Annotated in this window: 23 protein-coding genes; 9 read left to right on the forward strand and 14 right to left on the reverse strand. The window is 33.0% G+C overall.

Annotated features, from left to right (window positions below; all coding sequences use genetic code 11):
* Positions 1 to 17: 17 nt before the first annotated feature.
* The 10 genes from BUR19_RS09380 to BUR19_RS09430 form a co-directional block, all read right to left on the reverse strand.
* The gene (locus tag BUR19_RS09380) at positions 18 to 413 is read right to left on the reverse strand and encodes a single-stranded DNA-binding protein (protein ID WP_074235080.1); all 396 of its coding nucleotides are present in this window, start codon (positions 411 to 413) and stop codon (positions 18 to 20) included.
* A gap of 594 nt (positions 414 to 1007) precedes the next feature.
* Entirely contained in the window at positions 1008 to 1199 is a 192-nt protein-coding gene (locus BUR19_RS18950; RefSeq protein ID WP_074235082.1) for a hypothetical protein, read from the reverse strand.
* A gap of 420 nt (positions 1200 to 1619) precedes the next feature.
* On the reverse strand, positions 1620 to 2459 hold the full coding sequence (locus BUR19_RS09395; RefSeq protein ID WP_074235083.1) for a toprim domain-containing protein: 840 nt from the start codon (positions 2457 to 2459) through the stop codon (positions 1620 to 1622).
* Positions 2460 to 2469: 10 nt separating this feature from the next.
* The gene (locus tag BUR19_RS09400) at positions 2470 to 3555 is read right to left on the reverse strand and encodes a hypothetical protein (RefSeq protein ID WP_074235084.1); all 1086 of its coding nucleotides are present in this window, start codon (positions 3553 to 3555) and stop codon (positions 2470 to 2472) included.
* 57 nt (positions 3556 to 3612) lie between these two features.
* Positions 3613 to 4221, reverse strand: coding sequence for a hypothetical protein (locus BUR19_RS09405; RefSeq protein WP_074235085.1), 609 nt, complete (start codon positions 4219 to 4221; stop codon positions 3613 to 3615).
* 3 nt (positions 4222 to 4224) lie between these two features.
* The gene (locus tag BUR19_RS09410; RefSeq protein ID WP_074235626.1) at positions 4225 to 4476 is read right to left on the reverse strand and encodes a DUF3853 family protein; all 252 of its coding nucleotides are present in this window, start codon (positions 4474 to 4476) and stop codon (positions 4225 to 4227) included.
* 8 nt (positions 4477 to 4484) lie between these two features.
* Complete coding sequence (locus tag BUR19_RS09415; RefSeq protein WP_074235086.1) at positions 4485 to 5015, reverse strand: hypothetical protein; 531 nt, start codon at positions 5013 to 5015, stop codon at positions 4485 to 4487.
* A 16-nt stretch (positions 5016 to 5031) separates the two neighbouring features.
* On the reverse strand, positions 5032 to 5289 hold the full coding sequence (locus BUR19_RS09420; RefSeq protein ID WP_074235087.1) for a helix-turn-helix domain-containing protein: 258 nt from the start codon (positions 5287 to 5289) through the stop codon (positions 5032 to 5034).
* A 156-nt stretch (positions 5290 to 5445) separates the two neighbouring features.
* Positions 5446 to 6294, reverse strand: a complete 849-nt coding sequence (locus BUR19_RS09425; protein WP_074235088.1) for an RteC domain-containing protein — start codon at positions 6292 to 6294, stop codon at positions 5446 to 5448.
* Between the two features lie 42 nt (positions 6295 to 6336).
* Positions 6337 to 7944: a helix-turn-helix domain-containing protein gene (locus tag BUR19_RS09430; RefSeq protein WP_175565889.1), complete on the reverse strand. Its 1608-nt coding sequence runs from the start codon at positions 7942 to 7944 to the stop codon at positions 6337 to 6339.
* A gap of 440 nt (positions 7945 to 8384) precedes the next feature.
* Here BUR19_RS09430 and BUR19_RS09435 point away from each other — a divergent pair, with 440 nt between their 5' ends.
* The 3 genes from BUR19_RS09435 to BUR19_RS09445 all read left to right on the forward strand — a co-directional run bounded on the left by BUR19_RS09435 (position 8385) and on the right by BUR19_RS09445 (position 10605).
* Positions 8385 to 8561, forward strand: coding sequence for a hypothetical protein (locus BUR19_RS09435; RefSeq protein ID WP_175565890.1), 177 nt, complete (start codon positions 8385 to 8387; stop codon positions 8559 to 8561).
* Positions 8562 to 8763: 202 nt separating this feature from the next.
* Positions 8764 to 10308, forward strand: a complete 1545-nt coding sequence (locus tag BUR19_RS09440) for a MauE/DoxX family redox-associated membrane protein (protein ID WP_074235627.1) — start codon at positions 8764 to 8766, stop codon at positions 10306 to 10308.
* A gap of 24 nt (positions 10309 to 10332) precedes the next feature.
* Positions 10333 to 10605, forward strand: coding sequence for a DUF6520 family protein (locus tag BUR19_RS09445; protein WP_074235091.1), 273 nt, complete (start codon positions 10333 to 10335; stop codon positions 10603 to 10605).
* Between the two features lie 46 nt (positions 10606 to 10651).
* Here the strand turns inward: BUR19_RS09445 and BUR19_RS09450 are convergent, their stop codons facing one another.
* From BUR19_RS09450 to BUR19_RS09460, 3 genes are read right to left on the reverse strand one after another with little or no spacing between them, the layout of a single operon-like run.
* Positions 10652 to 13120 carry an alpha/beta hydrolase family protein gene (locus tag BUR19_RS09450; protein ID WP_074235092.1) on the reverse strand — a complete coding sequence of 823 codons (2469 nt, stop codon included), beginning with the start codon at positions 13118 to 13120 and terminating at the stop codon, positions 10652 to 10654.
* A complete protein-coding gene (locus BUR19_RS09455; RefSeq protein ID WP_074235093.1) occupies positions 13107 to 14477 on the reverse strand; it encodes a RagB/SusD family nutrient uptake outer membrane protein in 1371 nt (456 codons plus the stop codon). The genes BUR19_RS09450 and BUR19_RS09455 overlap by 14 nt, the downstream gene beginning before the upstream one ends.
* A 12-nt stretch (positions 14478 to 14489) precedes the next feature.
* Positions 14490 to 17495 carry a SusC/RagA family TonB-linked outer membrane protein gene (locus BUR19_RS09460; RefSeq protein ID WP_074235094.1) on the reverse strand — a complete coding sequence of 1002 codons (3006 nt, stop codon included), beginning with the start codon at positions 17493 to 17495 and terminating at the stop codon, positions 14490 to 14492.
* A gap of 655 nt (positions 17496 to 18150) precedes the next feature.
* Between BUR19_RS09460 and BUR19_RS09465 the strand changes: the two genes are divergently transcribed.
* A complete protein-coding gene (locus BUR19_RS09465; RefSeq protein ID WP_074235095.1) occupies positions 18151 to 18465 on the forward strand; it encodes a helix-turn-helix domain-containing protein in 315 nt (104 codons plus the stop codon).
* 50 nt (positions 18466 to 18515) lie between these two features.
* Here BUR19_RS09465 and BUR19_RS09470 read toward each other — a convergent pair whose 3' ends face one another.
* A complete protein-coding gene (locus BUR19_RS09470) occupies positions 18516 to 18728 on the reverse strand; it encodes a hypothetical protein (protein WP_074235096.1) in 213 nt (70 codons plus the stop codon).
* A gap of 320 nt (positions 18729 to 19048) precedes the next feature.
* On the opposite strand from BUR19_RS09470, the gene BUR19_RS09475 reads away from it, so the two are divergent.
* The 5 genes from BUR19_RS09475 (at position 19049) to BUR19_RS09495 (ending at position 24759) form a co-directional block, all read left to right on the forward strand.
* A complete protein-coding gene (locus BUR19_RS09475) occupies positions 19049 to 19381 on the forward strand; it encodes a hypothetical protein (RefSeq protein ID WP_221407776.1) in 333 nt (110 codons plus the stop codon).
* Between the two features lie 293 nt (positions 19382 to 19674).
* Positions 19675 to 20439 (forward strand): hypothetical protein, encoded by a 765-nt coding sequence (locus BUR19_RS09480; RefSeq protein WP_074235097.1) that lies wholly within the window; start codon positions 19675 to 19677, stop codon positions 20437 to 20439.
* Between the two features lie 60 nt (positions 20440 to 20499).
* Positions 20500 to 21648 (forward strand): SIR2 family protein, encoded by a 1149-nt coding sequence (locus BUR19_RS09485; RefSeq protein ID WP_074235098.1) that lies wholly within the window; start codon positions 20500 to 20502, stop codon positions 21646 to 21648.
* Between the two features lie 71 nt (positions 21649 to 21719).
* On the forward strand, positions 21720 to 23006 hold the full coding sequence (locus tag BUR19_RS09490; protein ID WP_074235099.1) for an SIR2 family protein: 1287 nt from the start codon (positions 21720 to 21722) through the stop codon (positions 23004 to 23006).
* Positions 22996 to 24759, forward strand: a complete 1764-nt coding sequence (locus tag BUR19_RS09495) for an ATP-binding protein (protein ID WP_074235100.1) — start codon at positions 22996 to 22998, stop codon at positions 24757 to 24759. Before BUR19_RS09490 ends, BUR19_RS09495 begins: the two co-directional genes overlap by 11 nt.
* Positions 24760 to 24792 lie beyond the last annotated feature (33 nt).

Genomic DNA, 24792 nt, shown 5'->3' on the forward strand with positions numbered 1-24792 from the left:
TACTATTTGCTTAAGAATTAAAATGGTAGGTCGTCTTTCTCATCATTAATAAGTTGATTTGAACTTTGCGAAGTTTCAGTTTGTTTTTTTTCTATTTGCGATTTTGTTCCACCTCCGTGAAATCTGATATTGGAAGTATGGAAATTGAGCCCCGATTTAAGTTCCCCGTCTTTTCCTATCCAGGCGTTTGAGCTTACTCTACCTGTCAATTCTACCAATGTACCTTTGGTTAATGATTTTGCTACGTTTGGACTAATCCAATAAGCACAATTATAGTAGGTTGTCTGTTCTACCTTTTCCCCATGTTTGTTTTTATAGCTGTCATTGATTGCTACTGAAAAGTTGACCACTTTCTTTTGATTTTTCAAGACTGTGATTTCTGCATTTTTTGTAATTCTGCCTACGATGTTCATAATGTTTCGTTTTAAAATGTTAATACTTGATTTGTTTATTATTTCGTTACTGATATCGAGTGAATTGATTTGGTATCGAGGACACTCGGCTTCTCTTTATCTTTTCCTAATTGGAAAAGCTGTCTTCTATCTTGATGTAATTTTGTTTTTTCGTCGATGTCAAAGAGCTTCTAAAGTTGAATTGATTCGTATAACTGAGGTTCCGGCTTTTTCTTTGCCGATGATAATAGAAAAGTATTGGGCACACAAAACCCTCTTGAAACAAAGTTTGAAGAGGGCTTGAAATCTTTTTGTCCAAAGGATTAAGGAGTGTCTGGAAAAATTTCAGGAATGAAGTGGAAGGAATTTTTGTAGAAACCCAAAAAGATTTTTTTGAGTGAATGATACTATTCTACATTTGCAACTAGAAAAGCAAAACATCGGTAAGAATTGGTACAACACAAGGTTTTATCGAACCAAAAACCTATAAATAAGCATTGAAAAAACGGTTTTTAAGAAATTTAATAAGAGTATTTTTTTTCCTTAAAAAGCAAAATTTCCCTTATTCCGTTTAAATAAAAAAAACTTTCATAATCTTTTCAATGATACTTTTATTTATGCAGCGTTTCTCCCACCAATAAAAAGAATCATCCAAGGTTGAGATGAGTGTAATTTCGAATTAGTAATCAGCAGTTTTCCGAAATACAGATGAGCAGAATTCCGTAAACAAGCGTAATTAGAAATAAGTTCAATTCCGAAAATATTTTGAAAATTGATATAACTCTTGAGGTAAATAAAAGTATTCACAGTTTAAGAGAGTGATTTTCCGAAAAGATAAGTAATTGAAAAACTTAACAGACTAATTTTTTACTCTAATGAGTGGTTTTCCGATTTATGAATGAGCGTTTTTCCGAGAGCAAATGAGTATTTTTCCGAAAAAAGAACTGCACAATCAACTAGTAATATGACTAAACAGATATTAATTCTTTAAGAATTGGAGCTTAAGAAAATTGAAGTCATTGTAAAACTTAACCAAATCTGTTTTCTTGGCACAAAAAAATCCCCAAAATTGAGGATTAAACCAATAACCATGAAAACTCAAGTAAATTGAGAATCGGTACAAATTTCGCTACTGCTAAAAAAAATTGTAAAAAACCTAATTAATTACAAAGCAAAGAGACAAAATAAAACTCTATTAAAATTAAATAAACAGATACATCAATTTAATTATCTGTAATTACACAGCCACTCATTTAAGTCATTAAAATCTCTATATAACATTGAACAATCTTCCACATTGTCAAACTGTTGTTGAAATTTCGATTTCAAGGCGATGCCGTTTGTATCGTTATCCAGGAATAACGAAATTTTTTTGTAGTCTAGCAATTTTCTTTCAGCTTTAAAATACATTGATGTCGAATTCAAAATCAGAAAGTCCACATCACTAATTTCATAACCAATAGCTTTGAATGATAAAAAATCAAAAAAACCTTCGAAGACCAAAATTTCATTATAGGAAGTTGACTGACTGATAATAGTAGTGACATCCTTGCTTCCCAAACATATTTTAGAATATTGATTTCGTATTTCAAATCCACCAGAGTTATTTTTAAAACCAATACCAAAATACTTTTTATGACTGAAAGTATAATGTAACTCTTTAACCAAGTGTTTCTGTTCATACACTTTTCTACTCTTTAAATACTTAACCAATGAAGGATGCTTTATATCTGAAACATTGGTAATTTGATACTTTTTACAGATATCGGAAAAAGAATTATTTTGGTCTACATTTACAGAATTATCAAGAGCGGATAAATATTTCAAAGCTTCAGAAACATTACATTTTTTGACTGTCTGTACGATTGAGATGATATCATAGCTTTTTCTAGTACCAAAATCAAAAGCTACGTTCTTTACAAAATTAACAGATAAACTGGCTGTTCTTTCCAAACGATCTACAGCAAAGTAAAAAGCACTTCGCGGATTATCTTTAACAGGAAATAGATTAAAAGATTCTAAAACAGCTCTTATTCCAACTCTATTTTTTATTTCGTCACAATTCATTTAACAACAATTAAATAATTACGGGATAGCCATTAGGAAGAAGAATGCCCATCCTTGTACTTTTGTAAAATTCAATGATGATTGATTGAATCTCTTTCAGAAAATCCTGACCGATAAAAAGGTTGGATGCAAGCCTTTTCAGTCGGTTTCTTTTAATAAAATGACGATAGGATTTCTCAATTAATTCTCTCGTCTGCGGAATGTTTCTGTACTGATACGAAAACTGAGTAAATTCCTGTTGTTCTATGTGATATCTCTTTCTAAAGTAGTTTAATCGGTATGTGATTTCGAGATTCTCATTTGCATTAACCCCAAGACTTTCTTTAGCTATTTTTTTCGTTTCGTATGGTATTATTGTAATACTATCCTTATTGTATTTAAAATTAAAAGATAAGCTGCCAAAACGATTCAGATTGATTCTTACCAACTTTAAAAATTTAAAACAAAAGTCATTAGATGATTTGTAGTTTAATCCGAATTTTCTATTTAAAGTAGCGAGTTTCGCCATTGTTCCGGTAATTGGAATTTTCGCAAGCCAAATTGCAAAGATGATATGTTTATTATTTTTAACATTATATACTAAATGATACAGGATATAATTGTACTCGGGTATCACAACAAGCTTTTTCAGCCAGTAGCTGCTTATGAGAAATGAGGTATATCCTCTGATATCGTAACTCGGAGCAACAATAAGTCCTCCAAAAGTTTTAATTTCTTTTCCAATGGAATTCTCTGCTGAATACCATCCCATTTTAAATTTTGCTAAAAACTCATAGGCTTCAACAACCTGTTTTGTTGATCCGCTTGGTGATATTTTACTGTTCCTGATTTTCATTAAGGCAAACGTATTATTTTCTGTTTCAAATTCTTTGTCGAATAACGAAAGCTGATGAGGTCGATCTTCAGGACGGAATTGTTCAGAACTGATGATTGATATAATGTTGAAGATGACTCGAAGGGCATTAATTGGGATATCGGCAGCAATTTGATTTTCAAAGATAAAATCATCAACAAACTGATTACCTATCCTAATTCTGTCGTGATTGTTTTCATTATCAAACTCTCTCTTAACTAATCTTAAATTTTTTTCTAACATAGTTTCAAAAATCAATCTGTGCTTCAATATAATTCGACATTTGAAAATGACATCGTCTTATGGTCTGTTAATTTTAGGAATATCACTGAGAACCATTTCATTAGTGCCATCCATATCTTTCAGATAGGGCAAAATACTTTTGATAGTTGCTTTCCAATTATTAATCGGTCTATTGGTATTATCACTACACCAATTGTTTTGCAGCCAATGATTATACTTTATAATCACTTTAGTTTCAATTTGAGATTGATATGGCTTTAATGTTCTCACATAAGTTAAAAATTCTGACAATGTTGGAATTTCTTTATATCTAAGACGGTGATCATCAATTATACACTCACCATCCTCAATACTCATTACTTTGTTTTGTTTGTACTGAATGGCTTCAGTAGGATAATTAAGCAAAAGCTTATATATACAGGCTGTACCATTTTTAGTAGAAAAATCAATTAATCCAGAATCTTTTAGCTTAAGCTTTACAATTTTTACAGTTTTTCTGGTAATTTTAAGCTCATTACCAACCATTATATCCGAGATTTTAAAATCATAGCTATCAGTTTCATATCCTGTTTTCAGCAGATACAAATACATTGAGACAGCAGTAGCACCAATAGGATTATTTTGATTGAACATCCAAAACCTTTGTATAAGCTCTAGGTAGTACATATATTATTTCTTTCCAAAAAGTTCCAGCGCTTTTTCTTTATCAATAATTATAATATTGCCATTTTGAATAATTGCATCATTCAGAATTCCCGATGATTTAACTTCGGAAGCTTTTGAAACTGAGCAACCCAGAATTTTCGCTAAACCTTTAAGCCCATACTCATATTTTTTTTCAGAACTAATGTTACGTGCTACTTCTAAAAACTCCTTAACAGTCAATTTCCAAAGTGGTGTTTGAGGATCTATATTACTCATTTGTGCTATCATTTTTTTAAATTAATAATCCAATTTCTGGCGGCAGCCTGCCAGCTTATCATCAATTTATCATTAATTCTTCGCCATTCTCTCAAATCATAGAAATTATAAAACTCTTTAGCTTCAAGTGAAGAGAAATTTCTTTCATTGAAATAAAGTTCTACTTCAAAAAATGATGGAACTAAAAACTTTGGAGCATTATCAATTAGAGATGTTGTTTCTGTTCTGCTGAAAAGTGATTCTTTAATTTTATCTGGTAATACAATATCTACCAAAGTACCTCTATAAGTATTAAAGCTAGGAGAATAAACGATAAATCCTGCGTCATTCAAGTCCTTGATACATTTGTGATATGTAGCGATTGATTTGATTTTACTTAGTTTCATCACTTCTTCTCTGTAAATACGAAATGAATTCTGACAATGGTTCATTTGCCAGTATCTTAGCAAAACTATATAGAGTGCAATATGAGTTGGATAAAATCTATGATCTTCTACAATATGAGTAACAAGCTTAAAAGTTGATACATTGGTATTCATATTACTCAATTGAAGATTAGCGTCTATTGATTAACTTTTCGATATCCTTATAGTTGTAGTATATAATACCACCGATTTTATTGAAAGAAATCGTTCCGTTATTTCTTAAAGTCTGGAGTGTCCCAGAAGAAATAGTTAATAATTCTTTAACCTCAGAGGAACGTAACCATAATTTCTGTTCGGTCACATTGCCTAAGATTAATTTTTCAATAGCCTCCAGTAATTCAATTTTGAACTCCTGAAGATCTTCTTTGGTAAGAATTGAAAATGCCATAGTAGTTGAATATTTCTTTGGCAAAGTTTAGAAAAAGTCAAAAGAAAAGTTCGGTAGGTCTTCGTACCTACCGAACGATTCTGAGTTTTGTACTAACTCTATTAGGAAAGCAAATAGAATCTTCAAACCCAAAACAGCTGAATTTAGACTTTCTAATCATATATCGTTAAAATCAATGGCTTTATTTAGATTATCTGTCAAAAGTTGTAAGAATTTTGTTCTGTTATACTTTTTATTTTTGATTTCTCCGATAGTTTTATAAAAATTGCCTAAATCAATACCAAGATTCTTTTCAGTTTCACGAACAACTTCTTTAAATTCTATATTTCCGCCATTAAAGCATTGTGATAAATGAAGAGAATAAAGAATTTCAATTAAAGAAACTTTCGAGGAAGTCCAGGAAACTTTTGTATTGCCATCTGTCGAAGTCCGACTTCCAGTACCTAAATGCTCGATCTCACTAACCAGATAGTTACTAACTAACTCATTCGCTTTTATTAAGGCCAGTTTGTAATCGTTAGTCGTTGTAAATTCTTCATCGAAGTCATATAAATGAAACGACATTTTCATTTTCAGATCATTCGAATTTGTAGTAAAATACTTGTGATCCAAATAAGTGGCTTTTCTACGGTAATAATCATAAAAATGGCCATCTTCCGAGATTTGTTCTTCTAGTATTTTTAATTCTGTCTGAAAATATTTCTTCAGAATCTTATCGCCACCTGTGGGCTTTGAAATTTCTAGCTGCAATGCTTTTGAATGAAAAATGTATTGCGAAATAAAGTAAGGCTTGTAAATCTTAAAAAAAGTAACTTCGTCAGCGATCGATTCAAACGAGAAACTTTTCCTCAGTTTTTTGAGTGCCCTGATACTTAAGTCAATTTGCAAAAGTATCCTTTGATAAATGACCACTTTTTCTTCCTCAATCTCCAATAGCTTTTTGATTTCAATGTCTAACTCCTGCTGCAAAAGCGCAACTTTTCTAAAAAATGTTTTTGTTACCATGTCCTTTTTTTAGAAAATTACGAAGATTATCAATTTTAAAAGTTAAAGGGTATCGCTTTTCAGTTGCTGAAGCCGGTTTTTGATAAAGTCTGCAGGCCTGATTCCGTTGATTTCGAAAAAAATATCGGAAAAACTTTGTCTTGATGCCATCCCACATTCTTCTGCCAATGCCTCAACAGTATAATTTAAAAAACGCTTATCATTAAATAACAGTTCTGTAATATAGTTGATTCTTAAATGATTCAGATACTGACTGAAGTTCATATTGAATGTTTCATTAATGAAGCTGGACAGGTAATAAGTATTTGTATCGAGTTTTTGAGCTAATACACTTAATGTTATGCCCTTCTGTAGAAATATTTTGTGTTGTTCAAAAAATTGAATTTTTTCAGCGATAACATCTAAGAGCTCTGGTTTAAGAATGCTTTTTTTATGCTCTCCTATTTCTGGTTTTTCAAGATGCTTGATCTGCTTTTCAGATTCTCCACGATTTAACTTTTCGTATAGAAGACGGTACTTTGAAGCAATAAATTTTTCCTTTCTGTACTTTAGAACTAAAATCAAAATAATAGAGAAGGATAGCAGTACAGTTAACAAGGCTATGACAGTTCTGTTATTTGCTTTCTGCTCTAATTCCTCTTTCATTTTTAATAAGCTTTGCTTATCATATTGTCTATGGATTTTAGGTGATAAGTATGAAAAGTTTTTACCAAGGATGCTGTCGACTTTTAAAAGCTGTTTGGTATAGTACAATTCATTCCTAAAATCTTTTTGCCTATGATTGTAATTAATTAGGTCTTCGTAACAGATACGCAGTTCCGGAAGTATAAAAGAAGTTTTCGTAAAAATAGAGTCCACTTTCTCAAAATACCTGACTGCTTTTACATCACTTCTGCCGGCAGAATATGTTTTACCTAGATAATAGTAGATTACAGCTTCCCAAGAAAAATCTTTAGCCTTTATAATTTGTGGAAGGGCTTTCTTTAAAGAAATTTTAGCACCTGTATAATTAGATTTATAAAACTCAGAAATTCCCTTACATTTCAAAAGATAACTTTGTTCCAAGCTAAAAGTCTTTCGATCATTGATAAACCTTAGACCATCATCAATTAATGAATCTGCAGTTTCATTCTTTTTCAGGTTTCTGTAACAAATAATCATTTGATGAAGACTGTTGAGATAGCCTTTTTCATCATTGTACCTCAAGTTGAGATGCTTTTTAGTTCTTAACTGTTCTTTAAAATAAATATTGCAATCTGTAAAAAGGTCAAGCGCCTCATCGAAAAATCCTAAATAGCTTTTGACCACTCCCAAATGGTATTTTACTTTATTGATTTGATAGAGGTCATTTGATTTTTCAATATATTGATATGCTTTTAGATATTCGTTTAAAGCCTGTTCAAACTGTTTAAAGTTAAAATAGTAAATGATTCCTTTTCCAAGATAGGCGTTACTTATCAAGTCATTGTCCTTGGTTTTCAAAGCCGCAATAATCGTACTATCCGCATACATCAATTTTACCTGTTCATCGGCAGAATAAAAAATAGCATCTTTAAATCCTTGGGCAAGATATTTAAAGTCATTTTGTTTTTTAGCCTCAGCAATATACTGATGAACATATGGCAATGCCCGTTCATCATTCTTTTTCAAGTCTTCATATTTTTTTCTTAAAGCGACGTAAGGAGAATTTGAATTGGAATGGGCGAAACAATTTGTAAAAAAGAGATATAAAAAAAGGTTTATTAGTTTGATATTCTTCATCAACTTGAAAATTGCAGGGGTATCACTTCAAATTTAGTAATAAGATTTTATACAACCCTTGATTTTAGCAGCGTGATTAATTATCGCCTGCCAATTTTAGAAAAACCTAATTACCAAACAATTTTTCCGCTAAGTTTCTTTGTCAAAATTTATAAATTTTGACGTCCATATTTTTAAATCCCTCCTTCTCAAGCTTTTTTATTGGTGCAATACACCAATATCTTTGAATCAAGAATTCTACTTAATACCTCCGACGTCGGAACAAACTTTAAATCTGAATTATTATGAAGTTAACGTTCCTATTAATGGGTCTTATAAGTACCCAAACGATGATTAGCTGCAGAGAAACTGCAGAATTAGCTGAATCAAGCATTCAAAATCAAGATAAAACGAGTCTGTACTTGAGAGAAAGTGATTCAGCAGATAGAAAATCAACATCAACTATTGATCCTGATCCTCCCATAAAAGATACTCAGGATTGGAAAACAGATACAAGAAATAATTAATCCATAAAATTTACTTTCAAATGATTCCCCTGGCCTCAAACATTATATCCAAAACAGACCTACCATGTCCTAAAAGTGGTATATGGGAGAGTATGGGGAATTTTAAAACTACCTGTCCCATCTCAAAAGGAACTAAGATGCCAGACTATTGCGGAGAGAAGATAAAATGGAGATTAATTATGGCCTGCTAAAAAACAGAACTATGAAAAATTTAAAAGATATTACGGTTACATCGATCGCCTATTTTTTTGTTTTATTATTTATTTACGCCAGTGTAAGTAAAATAATAGATTTCGAAAATTTCCAGATACAAATCGCCCAATCACCTTTATTGAGTGCTTATGCTGGATATGTTTCATATGCCGTAATTCTAACTGAACTCGTAATTTCTTCTGCATTACTAACAAAGAACTATCGTAATATCGGTCTATATTCATCTTTATTATTGATGAGTGCTTTCACCATCTACATCTATCTCATTCTTAAATTCAGCGATTTTGTACCTTGTTCTTGCGGTGGCATATTAGAAAAAATGGACTGGCGAACGCATCTGTATTTTAATCTCTTGTGTGTTTTGCTAGCAATTACAGCGATCATCATTAATGAGAAATATAATATTAAAAGTTTATCATCACAAAAAAGTTCGAGAACAAATTTAAAATTACTCGCAAAATTATTCGTCGCCATTTTTATCGGATCAACTATTGTTATTGCATTGTTCTTTTCTTCAGAACATATTATAAAAAAAGAGAATAATTTTATACGGCGTTTTCCACACCACCCTATTTCTGAAGATAAGAATTATGACCTAAAAGTTAACTCCTATTATTTTGCTGGGATAAATAATTCCGAAATAATCTTAGGCAATTCAACATCACCATTTCTGATCACGAAAATAGATACTTCTTTTAATAGAAAACAGTTAATACGATTAAAACCAGACAGTACCATACGCTTCCGACGTTCACAGATAAAAACTCTAGATCATCATTATTTTTTCTTTGACGGCAGCATCCCTGTAATTTACAAAGGCAATGTTAATGATTCAACTGGTGTATTAAAAAAAATCAGTGAAAATGATGCGTATTTTGAACAGCTTATTCCTATTGACAGCACAGGATTTTTAATTAAAAGTCAAAATAAAGAAGGCAGGGCAATGTTTGGAAAAATTAATCTCAACACCTTTCCTAAAGTGCAGTTTAACCAATATCAAATCAATAATGATTACAAGTCGGTATTCACCAATGATGGAAATTTGATATTTGACATTCCTCAGAGACAGGTCTATTACATGCCGTTTTATCACAGCGAATATATTCACCTTCAAGAAACGCACACACCAAAGAACATCATCAAAACAATTGATGGTACTAAACCAGCTGAATCCGAAACCAAACGCTTGCAAGACGGCAGTATTAAAGTTAGTAAACCTTCGGTAGTCATTAATAAAACGTCAGCTGTTTACAAAGGTGTGTTATTTAACCATTCTACTTTAATCGGCCGTTATGAATCAAAAAAATTATGGCATAAGAACATCGTGATAGATGTTTATAAAACCAATCCCGTGGGATACTGGGGAAGTTTTTACATTCCAGATTTGAAGGAAAAGAAAATTTCCCAGATGCTTGTCACGGATCAGTTCATATTTGTGCTGACCGGCAACCAATTGATCAGATTCAGATTTGCGCAGTCTATTACTGATCTTTTTACTCAGAATGGGAGCAGCCGAAAACCCTTACAAGAGTAGGCAAATAATTAAAATTTCAAAACAATGAAAAATCTACGAACAATCATTTTACCTGCTGTCTTAGTTTTAATTTCAGCAGGCAGTGCATTCGCTACAGGACTTTCAAAAAAGAGCAATGCAACAATACTTGATGGCTATGTATTAAGACCAAATGAGGAACAGGTCTGTCAAAACACCTTTATTAAATGCAGTACAGAAGATGGTCCAATATGTACAGCCGATGTGGGAATGGGAAGCGAAAACTTAAGAGAGCTTTCCGGAAGTTCTTGTCCTACTACACTTCACCGTATCCCGTAAATTTTTTTAACATAGGGTGCCTAAAAGCACCCTATATTTTATTTATTTAATTAAGTTTCACTATCCAATCTGACTTTTTACCTTTTAAATAATAATCAAACCACTGCGCAATCTTTGTAAACAAATCTTTAGCAGAATCCGGATCTGTAATTGTATGCCCTTCATTTTCATAGAAGAGAGCCACTGCTGTTTTATTGCTTCGTTTCAGAGCAAGATAAAACTCCATAGATTGTGTCCAGCTGATGTTAAGATCTTTTTTTCCTGCCCAAATTAGAATCGGAGCAGATACTTTATTGGCAGCCAGTATCGGGCTATTACTCAAATATTGAGGACTAATTTCAAAGAAAGGTTTTGGCATCCTGTATTGGCCATTTTCAAATTGCCAGTAATAGGGACTTTTAAACATTTTACTTATTGAAAAATAAGCACTTACCAGATCACTATTGCCGTTACCCGAAACATAGGCTGCAAACTTATCGGAATGGGTTGCTACAAAATTCGTTTCATAAGCGCCGTGGGAATGACCAATCAATCCAATCTTTTTAAAGTCAACTGCAGGCTCACCAGCAATCACTTCCAAAGCAAGATCTACACATTTTAACGCTGCAATTCCAGCACCCTCTTCTCCATAGACAATATCAGGAAGATAAACAAAATATCCATTCTCTATATAATGCCTGATATTGAAGCCCTCGGCAGTAGAAAAATAGCCATCTCTCAAAAAAAAGTTGCCCAGTCTTGACTGCGTTTCGTAGATATTAACAATCATTGGATATTTTTTTGATTTGTCATAGTCTAAAGGATAGATTAAAACGCTTGAAAGATGTCTGCCGTCATCATTATGGTAATTAAATCTGTTATACTTCAAACCACTAATCTTTGTATCACTTTTGTTGCTGTTGTAAACTAAAGTTGTTTTAGATTTATTTACCATATTAAGTGATGGAGGTCGCGATAAATTCTCCTTAACAAAAGATACCATTTGATTTCTGTTAAAGGAAATAGTTGAAATTCGCTCATCTGTAGGATTTTGTAAAACAATCATTTTTCGTTTCTCTAGTTTAACCAATGCGCTTGAGTTAGATTTCTCTTGAAATAATTTTAAAAAGAAAACATCGTCATCAACAGTACATCTATACAGTCTTGATTTTGGCAAAAGCGCTTCCTTTTCTGCTACCAGTATAGAATTATCATAGCCTTTCAATGTTGGAATAAATTCAATACCAGATGTTTTTATGTTGTATCGAGCAATCCCACCCTTCTGCTCCAGATAGAAACAGTCCCCATTCTTCGAAAAATAAACATTTTCAGAGTAGGGCAAATTAATTTTTTGACTTGTTAAGTTGATGACGTCAAATAATACCCAGTGAGTATCTTTGAACGATACAATGTAATTTCCATTAGGACTTACAGAATTACGGGAAGCACCCACTCCTAATGGCTCCATCTTACCTGTCTGAATATCGTATCGGTACAAAAACAAAGGAGGATTGTAATTTGAATAGTCCTGCATTTCATAGAGGTTTATAGAGATGTAATACCTTGGATGTCCAATATAGGCGACCTCATGATCTTCTTTTGATTTAAGAACTTTAACATCCTTGCTTTTGGGTTTCCACAATAAAAAAACCTGTTCCTCATCCAGTGACATCATCTTCTTTTGCAAGCTGTTATCATTCGTGTACCAGATATCTGCTTCTTTAGAAGTAGAAACCTTTTTTTCAATAAATCCCTGAATGTATATCTCATCAGGATTGATGGTATTGTACGCTTTAAATTGATATATATTTTCTTGATATACATTATCCAAATAGTAAAAATCTTTAGTAATGCCATCCCAAAACCCTAAACGATAACGACCTTTGACTTGTGATGGCGTTGTAAAGCCAAGCTTTTTTGAATCAGCATAATAAATGGATCTTACTTTTTCCGGTGAGTTGAACAACAGCTTGGGCATCAAGTTATTCAATAGATATAAGCTATAGTGATCTGCTGAATATTTCGTAAAAAACACATCACGACTTTTATACACCTGAATACTTTCAATATCCGGTATTTCAGTTAACAACTTGCCACTGCCATCCAAAATCTGCAGAAGTTTACTACCATTACGCTCAAGAAAAATCAAAACCTGATCTTTATCTTTGATATACTCCACCTGCAACACATCCTGAATTGACACTATCTTTAAACTCTCGCAACTAATAATATCAATTTCTCTTCCTTTAACAGCAAACAAAACATTTCGATTGGTGAAAAACGAACGATTGACACCACTCATTGTAAATACCTCCTTGTTGGGCTTATCAGACTTTATCACGACTAACGTATCTCTTGATATTTCATACGCTTTCTTAAAACTGACGAATTTTCCGTTGGGAGACACTTCGTGCTGTTCAATATTATAATGATGATTCAGAAATAATGAATCTCTCTCCTGTCCAGAAACAAAACCAATACAAACAATCAACAGAATAAAACACCACCTGACAATCATACCTTCAATAGCCTTCATTTTGTGGATTTAAGTTAGCATTCAGCAAAATCTCCGATACCGGAAGAGGCCATAATTGATGGGAGTCTTTCCAGTTGACTTTTTTAAATTTCAGAATATCCAGTTTGTCCCATCTCTTAAGATCAAAAAAGCGTTGACCCTGCTCGCCAAAAAATTCCCGTCTCTTTTCCAAAACCAGTTCATTCATCACCATTGAAGGATCAAGAGTGGTAGGCAAATTACTAATCCCTGCACGCTGTCTTGTTTTATTAATCCAACCGGCCGCTTCCGCAGATTTATTCTGTCTTATTAAGGCTTCTGCCAAAATAAAGTAAACCTGTTCCAATCGGTAAACTACCGAATACTCATCATTATTGACCGTTATGTTCTTATACTTGTCATTACGAAAGTAGCCAGTCCCACTGCCTATGGAAGTGATCCAAACATTTTTACGAAGATCACCCATATCAAAATCATTGATAAGATTGTAGCTGACGGCGTAAACCGGCGGCGGAACAGCCGTAAAATAAAAAACCTTGGTTTCAGGTACAGCCGTACCTGCAGTTAATGTTTTCAGCTGAAATAGGATGTGCTTTCCACCTTTCTTGAAAACTTTATTCAGGTCATTTTCAAAAGCATAAAGAGAATTTTGAATGATCTCTTTTGACAGCTGCTCTGCCCCATTCCAATTCTTTTCCAGCAAAAAGATGTTCGCCAATAAAATTTGTCCCACTTTCCTATTCACAAATATCCGTTCAGACTGTCGGTATTCATCCGTCAAAAGTTCAATGGCTATTTGGGTATCTGCCTTCAGTAAGCTCAATATTTCAGCTTCTGTCTTCTTTCCTAAACTCTGATTGACTTTATAATCTGTCGAAGTCGTGTAGGGAATATTTCCAAATATCTGCGTTAAATTAAAGTAAAGAATAGACCTTATCAAAATAGCTTCACCCTTAATTTTAGCCTTATCACGAGCATTTAATACCGTCGACTGATCAACACCCGCAATGATGGCGTTAGCCATATAAATCTCTTTATAAGCATTCGTCCAGGTCGCTTTTACAACACTGTTTGTCGGTAATACCTGATTCAGATAGACATCTACATTATCAGAAGTTCCGGGTGCGGTATATATATCCAGATCATCCGTATAAGATCCTAATAGCACTCCAAATCCGGAAGAACCGCCCGCAAGGACAGAATTAGTCTGCAGTTCTGTATATAAATAATCCAAAGCCGCATAAGCCGTGTTGGTATCCTGATAAACCTCATCAGTCGTCATCTGATTGATAGGAGAATCTACTTCGATCATCTTATCACAACACAACAGCAGGCTGAGCAGGACATAAGCAGAAGAAAATAAAATATATTGTTTCATAATTGTACTAAATTAAAATTTGACTTGAAAACCTAAAGAATAAGTTTTTAGAGGAGGAATAAAGCCTGTCGTTACAAACTCAGGATCAACACCGAAATAATCAGTAATGGTCCATAAGTTCTGTCCCTGCGCATAGACAACTACATCCTTTAACCATTTGGACAACACAGGAATTTTGTAATTGATCTGTACATTCTTCAAGCGAATAAACGAGGCATCACCAACCGCAGCCGTACTATTTCTAAAATTTCCCACCAGCGTATTAACCTGTGCTACCGTTCCCGGAGAATACGGCATAATAACACCATTCGGATTTTCAGGAGACCATACATTTAGCAGTTCCACAGGCTGATTGTTCATATTGCCGGGCGTTGTCATCGTTCTGTAAAAATTCCAGTTTGTTTGCTTAACAAACTGCCACAGAAATGAAAAGGTAAAATTCCCATATCGTAGTTCATTCTGCCATCCTCCAAAATACTTAACGCCAATATTCCTGATCGCTAGCGCATCATCAGGAGAAGAAATTTTACCATCGCCATTATAATCTGTAAAAGTATATTGCCCCTGATCATTAATACCAGTATAATCAAACAGCTTGACAATAGATATCGGCATTCCCACCACATATCTTGTCGCATAAGTAGAAGATTCCAGATTCGGAAAAGACAATAGTTTATTTTCAGGATAACTGATATTAAAAGAAGAGCGCCATTGCCACGCATCCGTATTGATTGGTGTTGAAGACAACTCCAATTCCCATCCTTTGTTTTCAACCTCAGCATTTAAGTTGGCCTGAACAGAACTGAAACCTGTTGTCGCCGGAAGCGTCAGTCCCACCAACTGGCCTGATGACACATTTCGGTAATAAGCCACAGAGAAGTTCAGCGCATTCTTAAACAATCCCAATTCCAATGCTGTCTCCAGTTTCTTAGTCTGTTCCCAACTAAAATCAGGATTATATAGCCTAGAAGGATAAAGCCCGGCATTCGTATTATAAATATTACCAGAGATCGTATAAGAATCCAGATATTGATAATCCCCTATAAAGTCGCTTCCGGTAATACCATAACTCGCTCTCAGCTTTCCGAAGCTCAGCCATCCGATATCATCTAAAAACTGTTCCTTTGAAAACAGCCAGGCAGCTCCTAAAGCACCAAAGTTGGCGAAACGGTTATTAATACCAAATCGGCTTGACCCATCACGCCTTCCCGTTAAGTTAAGGATGTACTTACTTTTAAACTGATAATTCAACCGTGCAAAAGCAGATACATATTTATACTCATTCTTAATGTCCGGTGACAAGGTTTTCGTGGTCGCCGCTGCTAAATTCTCCATCAATGAATTACTTGAAAAACCTACCCCAACAATTGAAGTTGTTTTAGTCGTAGTCTGCTGAAATGAACCGCCCAGCAAGACATTCACCTGATGATTTCCGAAAGACTTTTCCCATCCCACCTGTGGCTCTGCCAGATAAGTAAACACAGAGTTGTTACTTTTCGATGTCGAAGAATCTCTCGAAGTCATCCCAAATGAAGGATTATACATCGTATGAGGCTGTAGAGAAAACTCCTCAAGGTTCTGATAATTAATCCCTGTATTCAGCTTAAAATGAAAATCAGATAAGAAACGATAGGACATGCCTAAGTTCTGATTGATCTGATAGATGCTGTTATTATACGTTCCATTAAGGGAAGCGATTGGATTCGCAAACGTGTTATTTTGCCAATTGATATTCCCGGAAGCATCATATAAAGCAGGCGCATTCGGACTTAAGGTCAATGCCCTTGTAAACAGATCCGTATTAACCACATTATTCTTAAGATCAGAGAAGATATTCGACATATCCAACTTAAACCTGCCATCCTCAGAAGTATAGTTATAGTTGGAATTCAGAATATTCGTCTTGTACTTAAAATCCCCGGGAAACACAGTCCCCTGTTCAGAATGAGACGCACTGATTAAAAAGCTGCTCAGTTTAGTACCACCACTGATGGATAGCTGTACATTATTACTCTCCGCCCATTTCCCTATTAGTTCATCCTGCCAGTTCGTATCCCTGTCAGCACTCCACACCCCATTCACATCATAAGCAGTTGTAGGAATCGTACTGATCCCCGCATTAGCATAAGCCTGTCTCCTCATATCCAGATACTGCGGTGTAGACATCATCTTCATTGTACAAGTCGGATTACTTAAACCATACTGCGTATTCAGCTGAAGCGAAAGTGTCTTACCCCTTCCCTTCTTAGTAGAGATCAAGATAACTCCATTCGCCCCTCTACTGCCATAGATGGCAGTCGCATCCGCATCCTTTAAAATTTCGATACTCTCGATATCATTAGGATTGATAGCATTCAAAGGACTGATATTCTGCAAAGGCAAAACAGTAAGCGAATATTTAGAAGACAGTGCTGCCCCCAAAGGCACACCATCAATCACATATAATGGCTGACTGCCATCAACCGAACTGTTCAAAAGACTACGCAGACTATTTCTACCTCTGATCTGCACATCAAAACCACCACCAGCAGTTCCCGAGTTCTGAGTAATATTCACCCCAGCCATTCGCCCCTGCAATGAAGACATCACATTCGTCACCGGTTGATTGGCAATATCCTTAGCAGTCACCTTAGCAATACTACCAGTATTTTCCCTTTCCTGTACCTGATAGTATCCGGCATTAAGAATCACCTCCTCTATCTGATTCTCCTCACCACTCAAATTCATAGAGATCACACTTCTGTTCCCAATGGTTAATTTCTGTAAAGGATAATCAGGATGTTTAAATACCAATATTGGATTATCACCTGATACCTGAACAAAATACTTCCCGGAAGAATCAGAGAGTATTACTATATCACTACCCTCTTGATAGACCGACACAGCAGATATAGGTTTATTATTGTCCGTTACAGTTCCTGTAACAGTGCGCATCTGCGCAATTGCTATACTAGAACACAGCACTGTGAAGCCAAGTGTCATTTGAAGATGACTTAGGCTGCAAAAGTTTTTTTTCATACTTTTGAAATAGATTTAATTCGTTAAATTCTAAGGCTCTCCCCTGCACTGTGTCAATTCCATTAAACCCAAATGCAAGGAGGGCTCTTTTGTTTTCCAATGGTTACGTTATACGTTACGCTCTATTACCCTTAACTCATATTGACAAAAAATAAAAACAATTCTCGACATGCCAAGCAGGAAGCAAACCAAGGACCTGGCAACAGCCTCCTGCCATAACACATCTTGAATTAATATGAATAAAAAATAACGTTTCCCAAGTAAGCCTAAAACAGCCGCAATAGGTTGTACACCCTATTGTATCCAACAGATACTCTATGTTGTAAGCGTCTTAGAATATAACTAAACAATGTAGAATGCAGAACTGCATAAAAAGAAAAACGGCATGGGACTCTACATTATCCAATTCGGGGTACTGGTATACCTTGTATACAGATAAGAGAGCCCACGCCTAGGTCGTGAGCTTCTTGCTTACCATCTCGTATACTAAAATTACCAGTTTTCGAATTGAGATTCTAAGCAATAGCTTCTATTATTTTATTGAAGTATCGCAAAGTTACACTTATTGTAACCTATTGTACAAATATAATAAAAAATCAAATAAAAACACATATATGTGTTGATGAAAAAGTTGAGAAAATCCAAAATTTACTAAATGTATATATGGGATATAGAGGAATTGAAATTTCAAATTGGAAAGTTGTTCAGATTTTATAGACTTTCAAAAAAACTTTCACAATTACAACTTGGAAATGAAATAAATCTTTCTGGTAATCAAATTGGCAGAATTGAAAGAGCTGAAACAAATCCAACCATAGAAAGTCTCATTAAATTTTGTAATTTCTTTAATCTAGATATTTTATTTATATTCTCCAAACTAACTGAAAATGAAATAAATAAAATTGATATCGAAATTGAACGCCTAGAAAAAGAATTTAAAAATCATAACAAAAGAAAAACTAATAAGTAATTAAGAATTCCCTATTAAAAAATTCTAGAGCTGATATCATTTTCTCAATTTTATTCAGATTTTAAAAAGCTCGTAAGATTTAAAATTTTGTTTTCTTCGAAATCATAAACTATTTCAACATAAAAATCATATAGCTTATACAAAACAAATTTCACATCATTTTTCAAAGATGAATCAATAAATTCACCTTCTCTAAAAACCAAATCATACTGGTCTTCTTTATTAAGTTGCGTGTAATTGTAAAATGATAATTCTTTTTTCAATTTTCTTTCGTTATTTGCCTTCTTTATCTTTTAAATATCGTTTTATCAAATATTTTTTGACAGATATATTTTTAAATTATATCAATACTAAAAGGCTACTAACTATAATTGTTTATAACATTACTTTGCCTTCGTTACAAAAATCTGAAACTGTGTAAATATATAAGAAAATACTTTATTTTACATTAGAAGTAGAATTGATCTTCAATCATTTTATTCACACAAAAAGATTATAAGAGCATATAATTTCGTAAATTGAAGATTGTAATAATCAAATGTTTTGATACTATATCAAAGCGAGTCTTTCCTAAAATAATGAAATGATAAAAACTATATTTATTCCAGCACATTTCAAACCAATAATACAAAATGTAGCTGATAATGTACCTACCGGAGAAACTAAAAAGAACTGGTTAGGACAAGAAAAACAAATTACTAGAAGGATAGTATCCCCAAAAATTGTTGGATGGTCAGATTCAGAAGTTGACGGAAAAAGATTATCTAAAGATATTACAGATGAACTTGAGAAATTATCTTCTCAAAATGTTAGAGTAATTTCAATTGTTCCTGTCTCTTCTGGTCGCTATAACTATCAATATAGCTCTGAAGGAATATCAAGTTCACGAAGAGTTTTTTCTGAGACAGAAAAGTAAGTGGTGGTGGTGGAAGCTATGGATTTGGCTATGGATATAGCTACACAGAAGGTGTTTTAATTTGTATTGAACTTTTATGAATACACATAGTTTACTTTTATTGAATTTGAGAGCACGACAATTACTAGTTAATTCCAAATTATTTCTTACATGATTTTACTATTTTATGGTATGTTTGATGTAATTGCACGAAGAATATTTGCTATTTTTTTGCTACTATCGTACTAAATCTTGTAACATTATACTGCTTTATATTTTTGATTTTTGTAAATTTAAAAAAATTAAGATGGAAAATGGATAATATAATTTCCCCATATTACAGAATCATTAGACCTCGTTTTGCCAATCCAGATGGCTTAAGCTTTAATTATCACACAGAGCATTATTTTGATAATCGTTATTGTGCTGAAAAACATTCTTTATTACATTCTTTCTATATTATAATAAATGACTTCAAAAAACTTTTTGACTATATAGAATTCCATGACGCTAATAAGGATATATTTTCACATAGAATTTATGAATTATATTTGAGGACATGCACTGAATTTGAAAATAATTGCAAAGGTATTTTGAAAGCTAATAATTACAATACCACAAGGAGTCTAACAATTCAAGACTATTTTAAATTAAATAAAGCAATGAAGCTAGATGAGTACCAAGTAAAAATTAGCATATGGTCACCTCAACCTTTAATCACTGAGCCGTTTAAAGATTGGCAAAACGCCAACGAATTTACACCGCTAGGCTGGTATCGAGATTACAATCAAGTTAAACATAATAGGAGTGAATATTTTCATTTGGCATCCCTAAAAAATTTAACAAAATCAATAACTGGATTATTTTCACTACTGGCTGCACAGTTTCATAGTAATGCATTTCATCAATTTCAAAGAAATATGTTTGGTTCAAATGATGATGATGGTTTTTTCATAGTACAGGAAAGCCTTTTTGGAATAAAATTTCCCCATTCATGGGTTCAATCGGACTTTTACGATTTTGAATGGGAGGAGTTAAAAAATATAGATGAACCTTTTAGAAGATACAATTTTAATTGAGTAAACTAATACTATATTATTATTCAAGTAAAATCAAACAAAACTAACTAACTTATAATCATGAAAAAAACAGTTTACTTTTTGGGAGCTGGGTTTTCCGCCGATGCTGGTGGACCTATTCAAAATCAAATTATTCAATTCATCTTAGATGAGGATTTTACAATCAAATTTATAGATAGAGAAGACATTCTTCAAGCTAAGGAAGAATTTATTTTATTTATAAAAGATACTTTACAGATTGACAAAAAGCTGTGGGATTCTATAGCTTTGGAAGACATTTTCACTCCTATTGATCGTTCGTTATCTAATGGAAAATCTTTTAAGAATTTTGATGTAAAAGAGTTATCAAATAAAAGAGAAAAATTTCACTTACTGATGGGAGCCGCTATAAAATATGGTGTTGATTATCGGAAAAAAAATAGCGAGTATATAGATAATTTCGCTGTTTACATCAATAAAATCGCAAAAGAAAGATTAATTGATCAAAAAGATCAGATTGCAATAATTACTACAAACTGGGATATTATATTAGATAACTCTTTGAATGAATTGGTAAAAGAATATTCACAACAAGAAGAGCAAAAGAAAAGTAAAAAATTAGCTGTAGTAGACTATTGTTGCTATATCAGTTCTTTAGATAAACATGATGATTTAATTAAGCCCGGCTTATTAGCTTTAGGACGAGATGGCTACAATATAAAATATCTGAAACTCCATGGATCCATGAACTGGTTGCACTGTCCAAGTTGTCAACGCATGTATGTGAAATTTGGAGAAAAGACTATGTTAAGTCCTCCTCCACCTTGCAATCATTGTTTTACAAATATGAAAATTCCGAAAACCGATAATGCAATTAAACTTAAAAGTAATCTACTACTCCCAACTTTTCTAAAAGATTTAAGTAATATTCAAATTCAATTGGTTTGGCAGAATGCGGGAATTGAACTTTCTGAAGCGTCAAAAGTTGTATTTATTGGATATTCCCTGCCTCAAGCAGATTTTGAAATTAGACAACTATTATCTCGATGTATCCCAAATCATGCGGAAGTTGAAGTCCTCTGCTATCCCAAAGATAGTAATGGTAATGAAAAATCTGAATTTGATAAAGCAAAAGATATAAAATGGTACAAAACCTTTTTTGGTAAAAGGATAAAATCAGATGATAATATAATTTTTAAAACTGTTCCAGACTATGTTTCATCATTGTAGAATTATAGTTACTAATTTCTTACCCTATTTCTTAGCAAATACTAATTAACAACATTTTATAAATTTTGCAAATGAAGAATTACCTCTATTTAAATGGTCAAAAATCAGTAGCTATCGAGTTAAATGGTGATGATGTTAGTGCCGTCTTCATTGACGGAGTGCAACAAGACTTTGACAAAGACGAAAAACTTAATAAATTAGATTACGCCAATACCGCAAAGCGAAAAAAGTATGCAGAATTTCTTAATAATCAGTTTGAAAATTTTGTTATCTTATCTGGTGCAGGATCTTCAGTGGACATAGGGCAAAACATAATAGATGAAGAATTGGAGATTGAGGTAGAAAGAAAGGGTAAGATAATGTCTCAATTATGGGATAGTGTTGAAGCTAAACTTACTACTCCTGTATTACAAAGATTTTGTGATTTAGTAACTTATACAGAGTTTAAACTTGATAAAGAAGTTAGAGAATATGATAAAAACCTTGAAAAATTACTTTCTCTTGCTAACATTGCTAAAAATTTTGTAATCGATACAACAGAGGAGACTGATGAAATAAAAAAGATTAATATAGAGGAAACGATCAAAACCATTGAACAGCTTATTAAATTAAACTGCACATTAAAACTTCCTGAGGATGCTCCGCACTTGGTATTTGTCGAAAAAATAACTAAACGAAAGGTAACATTACCAAGAGTAAAGATATTTACACTGAACTATGATACGTTATTTGAGCAAGCAGGCAGAAAGAAGAATTTCACAATTATAGACGGATTTTCGTTTTCGCATCCTCGTACTTTCAGCGGAAGAAATTTTGACTTAGATATTGTTTCAAGAAATTCAAGCAGAGTTAAAGAAGAAGATAACTTTGTTCAGAAAGTTTTTCATCTTTACAAACCACATGGTTCTGTAGATTGGACAAAAGAAAACAGTGAAATAATACAAAGAGAAAATATTGAAAATCCTTTAATGATATTTCCAAAAGATAGCAAATACGAGAGTTCATATGAACAACCTTACTTTGAGATGATGTCTCGATTCCAGCAAAATTTAAGAAATGAGAATGTCTTACTAGTTTGCATTGGTTTTAGCTTCAATGACAAACATTTAGTGACTGCTATCATAGAAGCATTAGAACAAAATCCTAGCTTCCAATTAGTGGTTGTCAATAAAAGTATTGATGAAACGTCTCAGACATTTAAACCTTTTTTCGAAGCCGCACAAAAGCACAATAACATTGCCCTGATTTCAGAATTATTCAAAGATTTCGCAGATAATTATCCAGATCTTAAATCATACAATCAGGAAGATGTAAAAAAGGTTATTCTCAACATAAATTCAGATCCAGATGAGCAATAATCCCTTTAATCATAGTCATTTCATAGGCTATATAAACCAAGTATTACCACAATATGTGAAAGTCCATTTTCCGTCATCAGTTTTAATGAAATCATTCACTTTTTATGGTGAAGAATTAAAGGGCGGATTAGTAGGAAATTATGTAGTCATTGAAGGTGAAAAATATGGATTTTTAGGTAAAATACTTGAACTAAGTTTACCTGAAAAGGAGCGGTTGGAATTAAGCGAAAAATCTTTTAGTACTAAAGACTTCCATCCAACTGGTAAAATAGAAATATTGTTATCATTCGAATTGTTCAATCCTACTAAAATTGATAAAGGTTTGAATTCACTCCCAATGATTGGATCTAAGGTATTTATATGTTCATCCGAATTTATTAAAGGTTATTTTAAAAATTTTGGAGTTAAAGACGGCTATATTGGAACTCCTCCAACCATTAACGTAGGACATTTAACTTACGATAAATCTACCGTTGTCGAATTATCACAACAAGCTTTATTTGGAAGGCACTGTGCTATCGTCGGAACGACTGGCGGTGGTAAAAGCTACACTGTTAGTCGACTATTGCAAGGAATAATAGAGAATAAAAATAAGGCTATAATTATCGATCCAACGGGCGAATATTCTAATTTTGATAGTTTGGAAGGTAAATCCAGCACGCCATTAATACTTTCAAAAGATTCTTTCTTTCATTATTCCAACTTGACAGTAGCAGATTTATTTGTACTCTTAAAGCCATCGGGACAAGTTCAAGCTCCTAAATTAATGGAGGCAATAAAATCTTTAAAGGTTTTAAGAATATTGGAAAACAATATAGATAACGATTTAATTATCAAATCTGATGAAAATACATACTCCATAAAAATCAAGGATCAAGTACGTGAGAATATTTATGTTAAAGATAAGAATATTGTAAAAGCTGGAAATTCTATAAAACCCTTCAATAGAATCTATAATACATTCATTAAAGAGATTGAAAGTATTAGTTCAAATTTTGACATTAGAAATCTTGGGTTACAAATTACAAAGGAATGCATCTACGATATTGACAGAAATGACAGCAAAAAATGGGGAGGTCATAATGAAGGTCATTTAAATAACTGCGTAAGCCTAATATTACGAATAAATAATTTGATAAATAATCCAGAATTTAATAAAGTATTTGGATTTAGCAAACTCAAAAGCGACGATAATGAACTTATAAATGGTATTAATACATTTATAGACAACGAACTAAATTTACTTAGAATAAGCTTTGAGGATGTTAGCTTCGATTTTCAAGCTAGAGAAATACTAGCAAATGCAGTGGGGAAATTTTTACTAGGTTTAGCACGAAATCAAAAATTTAAAAAGAAGCCATTAGTTTTATTCATAGATGAAGCACATCAATATCTAAACAAAAAAGTAAAAGATGAATATTTTGAATCTACAGATTTAAGTGCATTCGATAGCATAGCTAAAGAATGTCGAAAATATGGACTATTTCTTTGTTTAGCTACTCAGATGCCTCGAGACATTCCTAATGGCACATTAAGTCAAATTGGTACGTTCATAACACATAGGTTAATAAATTATCAAGATAAAGAAGCTATTGCTAATGCTTGTTCTTCAGCAAATAAAGATACCTTGGCTTTCTTGCCGGTATTAGGTTCTGGCGAGGCTTTACTCATGGGGGTAGATTTTCCAATGGCTGTAATGTTAAAAATTGAAAGCCCTCAAATCAAACCAAATTCTGAAACCCCTCTATTTTAAATTTGCTGGATAAGTTTTTTTTTTGAAATTTAA

This window comes from Epilithonimonas zeae (assembly GCF_900141765.1).
Lineage (GTDB): Bacteria > Bacteroidota > Bacteroidia > Flavobacteriales > Weeksellaceae > Epilithonimonas > Epilithonimonas zeae.

Excerpts from the sequence above, each read along its gene's own strand:
- BUR19_RS09405 (WP_074235085.1), bottom strand. The coding sequence starts at position 4,221 with ATGTACTACCTAGAGCTTATACAAAGGTTTTGGATGTTCAATCAAAAT.
- BUR19_RS09420 (WP_074235087.1), bottom strand. The coding sequence starts at position 5,289 with ATGGCATTTTCAATTCTTACCAAAGAAGATCTTCAGGAGTTCAAAATT.
- BUR19_RS09445 (WP_074235091.1), top strand. The coding sequence starts at position 10,333 with ATGAAAAATCTACGAACAATCATTTTACCTGCTGTCTTAGTTTTAATT.
- BUR19_RS09475 (WP_221407776.1), top strand. The coding sequence starts at position 19,049 with ATGATAAAAACTATATTTATTCCAGCACATTTCAAACCAATAATACAA.
- BUR19_RS09415 (WP_074235086.1), bottom strand. The coding sequence starts at position 5,015 with ATGAATACCAATGTATCAACTTTTAAGCTTGTTACTCATATTGTAGAA.
- BUR19_RS09465 (WP_074235095.1), top strand. The coding sequence starts at position 18,151 with ATGTATATATGGGATATAGAGGAATTGAAATTTCAAATTGGAAAGTTG.
- BUR19_RS09450 (WP_074235092.1), bottom strand. The coding sequence starts at position 13,120 with ATGAAGGCTATTGAAGGTATGATTGTCAGGTGGTGTTTTATTCTGTTG.
- BUR19_RS09480 (WP_074235097.1), top strand. The coding sequence starts at position 19,675 with ATGGATAATATAATTTCCCCATATTACAGAATCATTAGACCTCGTTTT.
- BUR19_RS09380 (WP_074235080.1), bottom strand. The coding sequence starts at position 413 with ATGAACATCGTAGGCAGAATTACAAAAAATGCAGAAATCACAGTCTTG.
- BUR19_RS09440 (WP_074235627.1), top strand. The coding sequence starts at position 8,764 with ATGAAAAATTTAAAAGATATTACGGTTACATCGATCGCCTATTTTTTT.
- BUR19_RS09400 (WP_074235084.1), bottom strand. The coding sequence starts at position 3,555 with ATGTTAGAAAAAAATTTAAGATTAGTTAAGAGAGAGTTTGATAATGAA.
- BUR19_RS09425 (WP_074235088.1), bottom strand. The coding sequence starts at position 6,294 with ATGGTAACAAAAACATTTTTTAGAAAAGTTGCGCTTTTGCAGCAGGAG.
- BUR19_RS09485 (WP_074235098.1), top strand. The coding sequence starts at position 20,500 with ATGAAAAAAACAGTTTACTTTTTGGGAGCTGGGTTTTCCGCCGATGCT.
- BUR19_RS09490 (WP_074235099.1), top strand. The coding sequence starts at position 21,720 with ATGAAGAATTACCTCTATTTAAATGGTCAAAAATCAGTAGCTATCGAG.
- BUR19_RS09455 (WP_074235093.1), bottom strand. The coding sequence starts at position 14,477 with ATGAAACAATATATTTTATTTTCTTCTGCTTATGTCCTGCTCAGCCTG.
- BUR19_RS09395 (WP_074235083.1), bottom strand. The coding sequence starts at position 2,459 with ATGAATTGTGACGAAATAAAAAATAGAGTTGGAATAAGAGCTGTTTTA.
- BUR19_RS09410 (WP_074235626.1), bottom strand. The coding sequence starts at position 4,476 with ATGAGTAATATAGATCCTCAAACACCACTTTGGAAATTGACTGTTAAG.
- BUR19_RS09460 (WP_074235094.1), bottom strand. The coding sequence starts at position 17,495 with ATGAAAAAAAACTTTTGCAGCCTAAGTCATCTTCAAATGACACTTGGC.
- BUR19_RS09495 (WP_074235100.1), top strand. The coding sequence starts at position 22,996 with ATGAGCAATAATCCCTTTAATCATAGTCATTTCATAGGCTATATAAAC.
- BUR19_RS09435 (WP_175565890.1), top strand. The coding sequence starts at position 8,385 with ATGATTAGCTGCAGAGAAACTGCAGAATTAGCTGAATCAAGCATTCAA.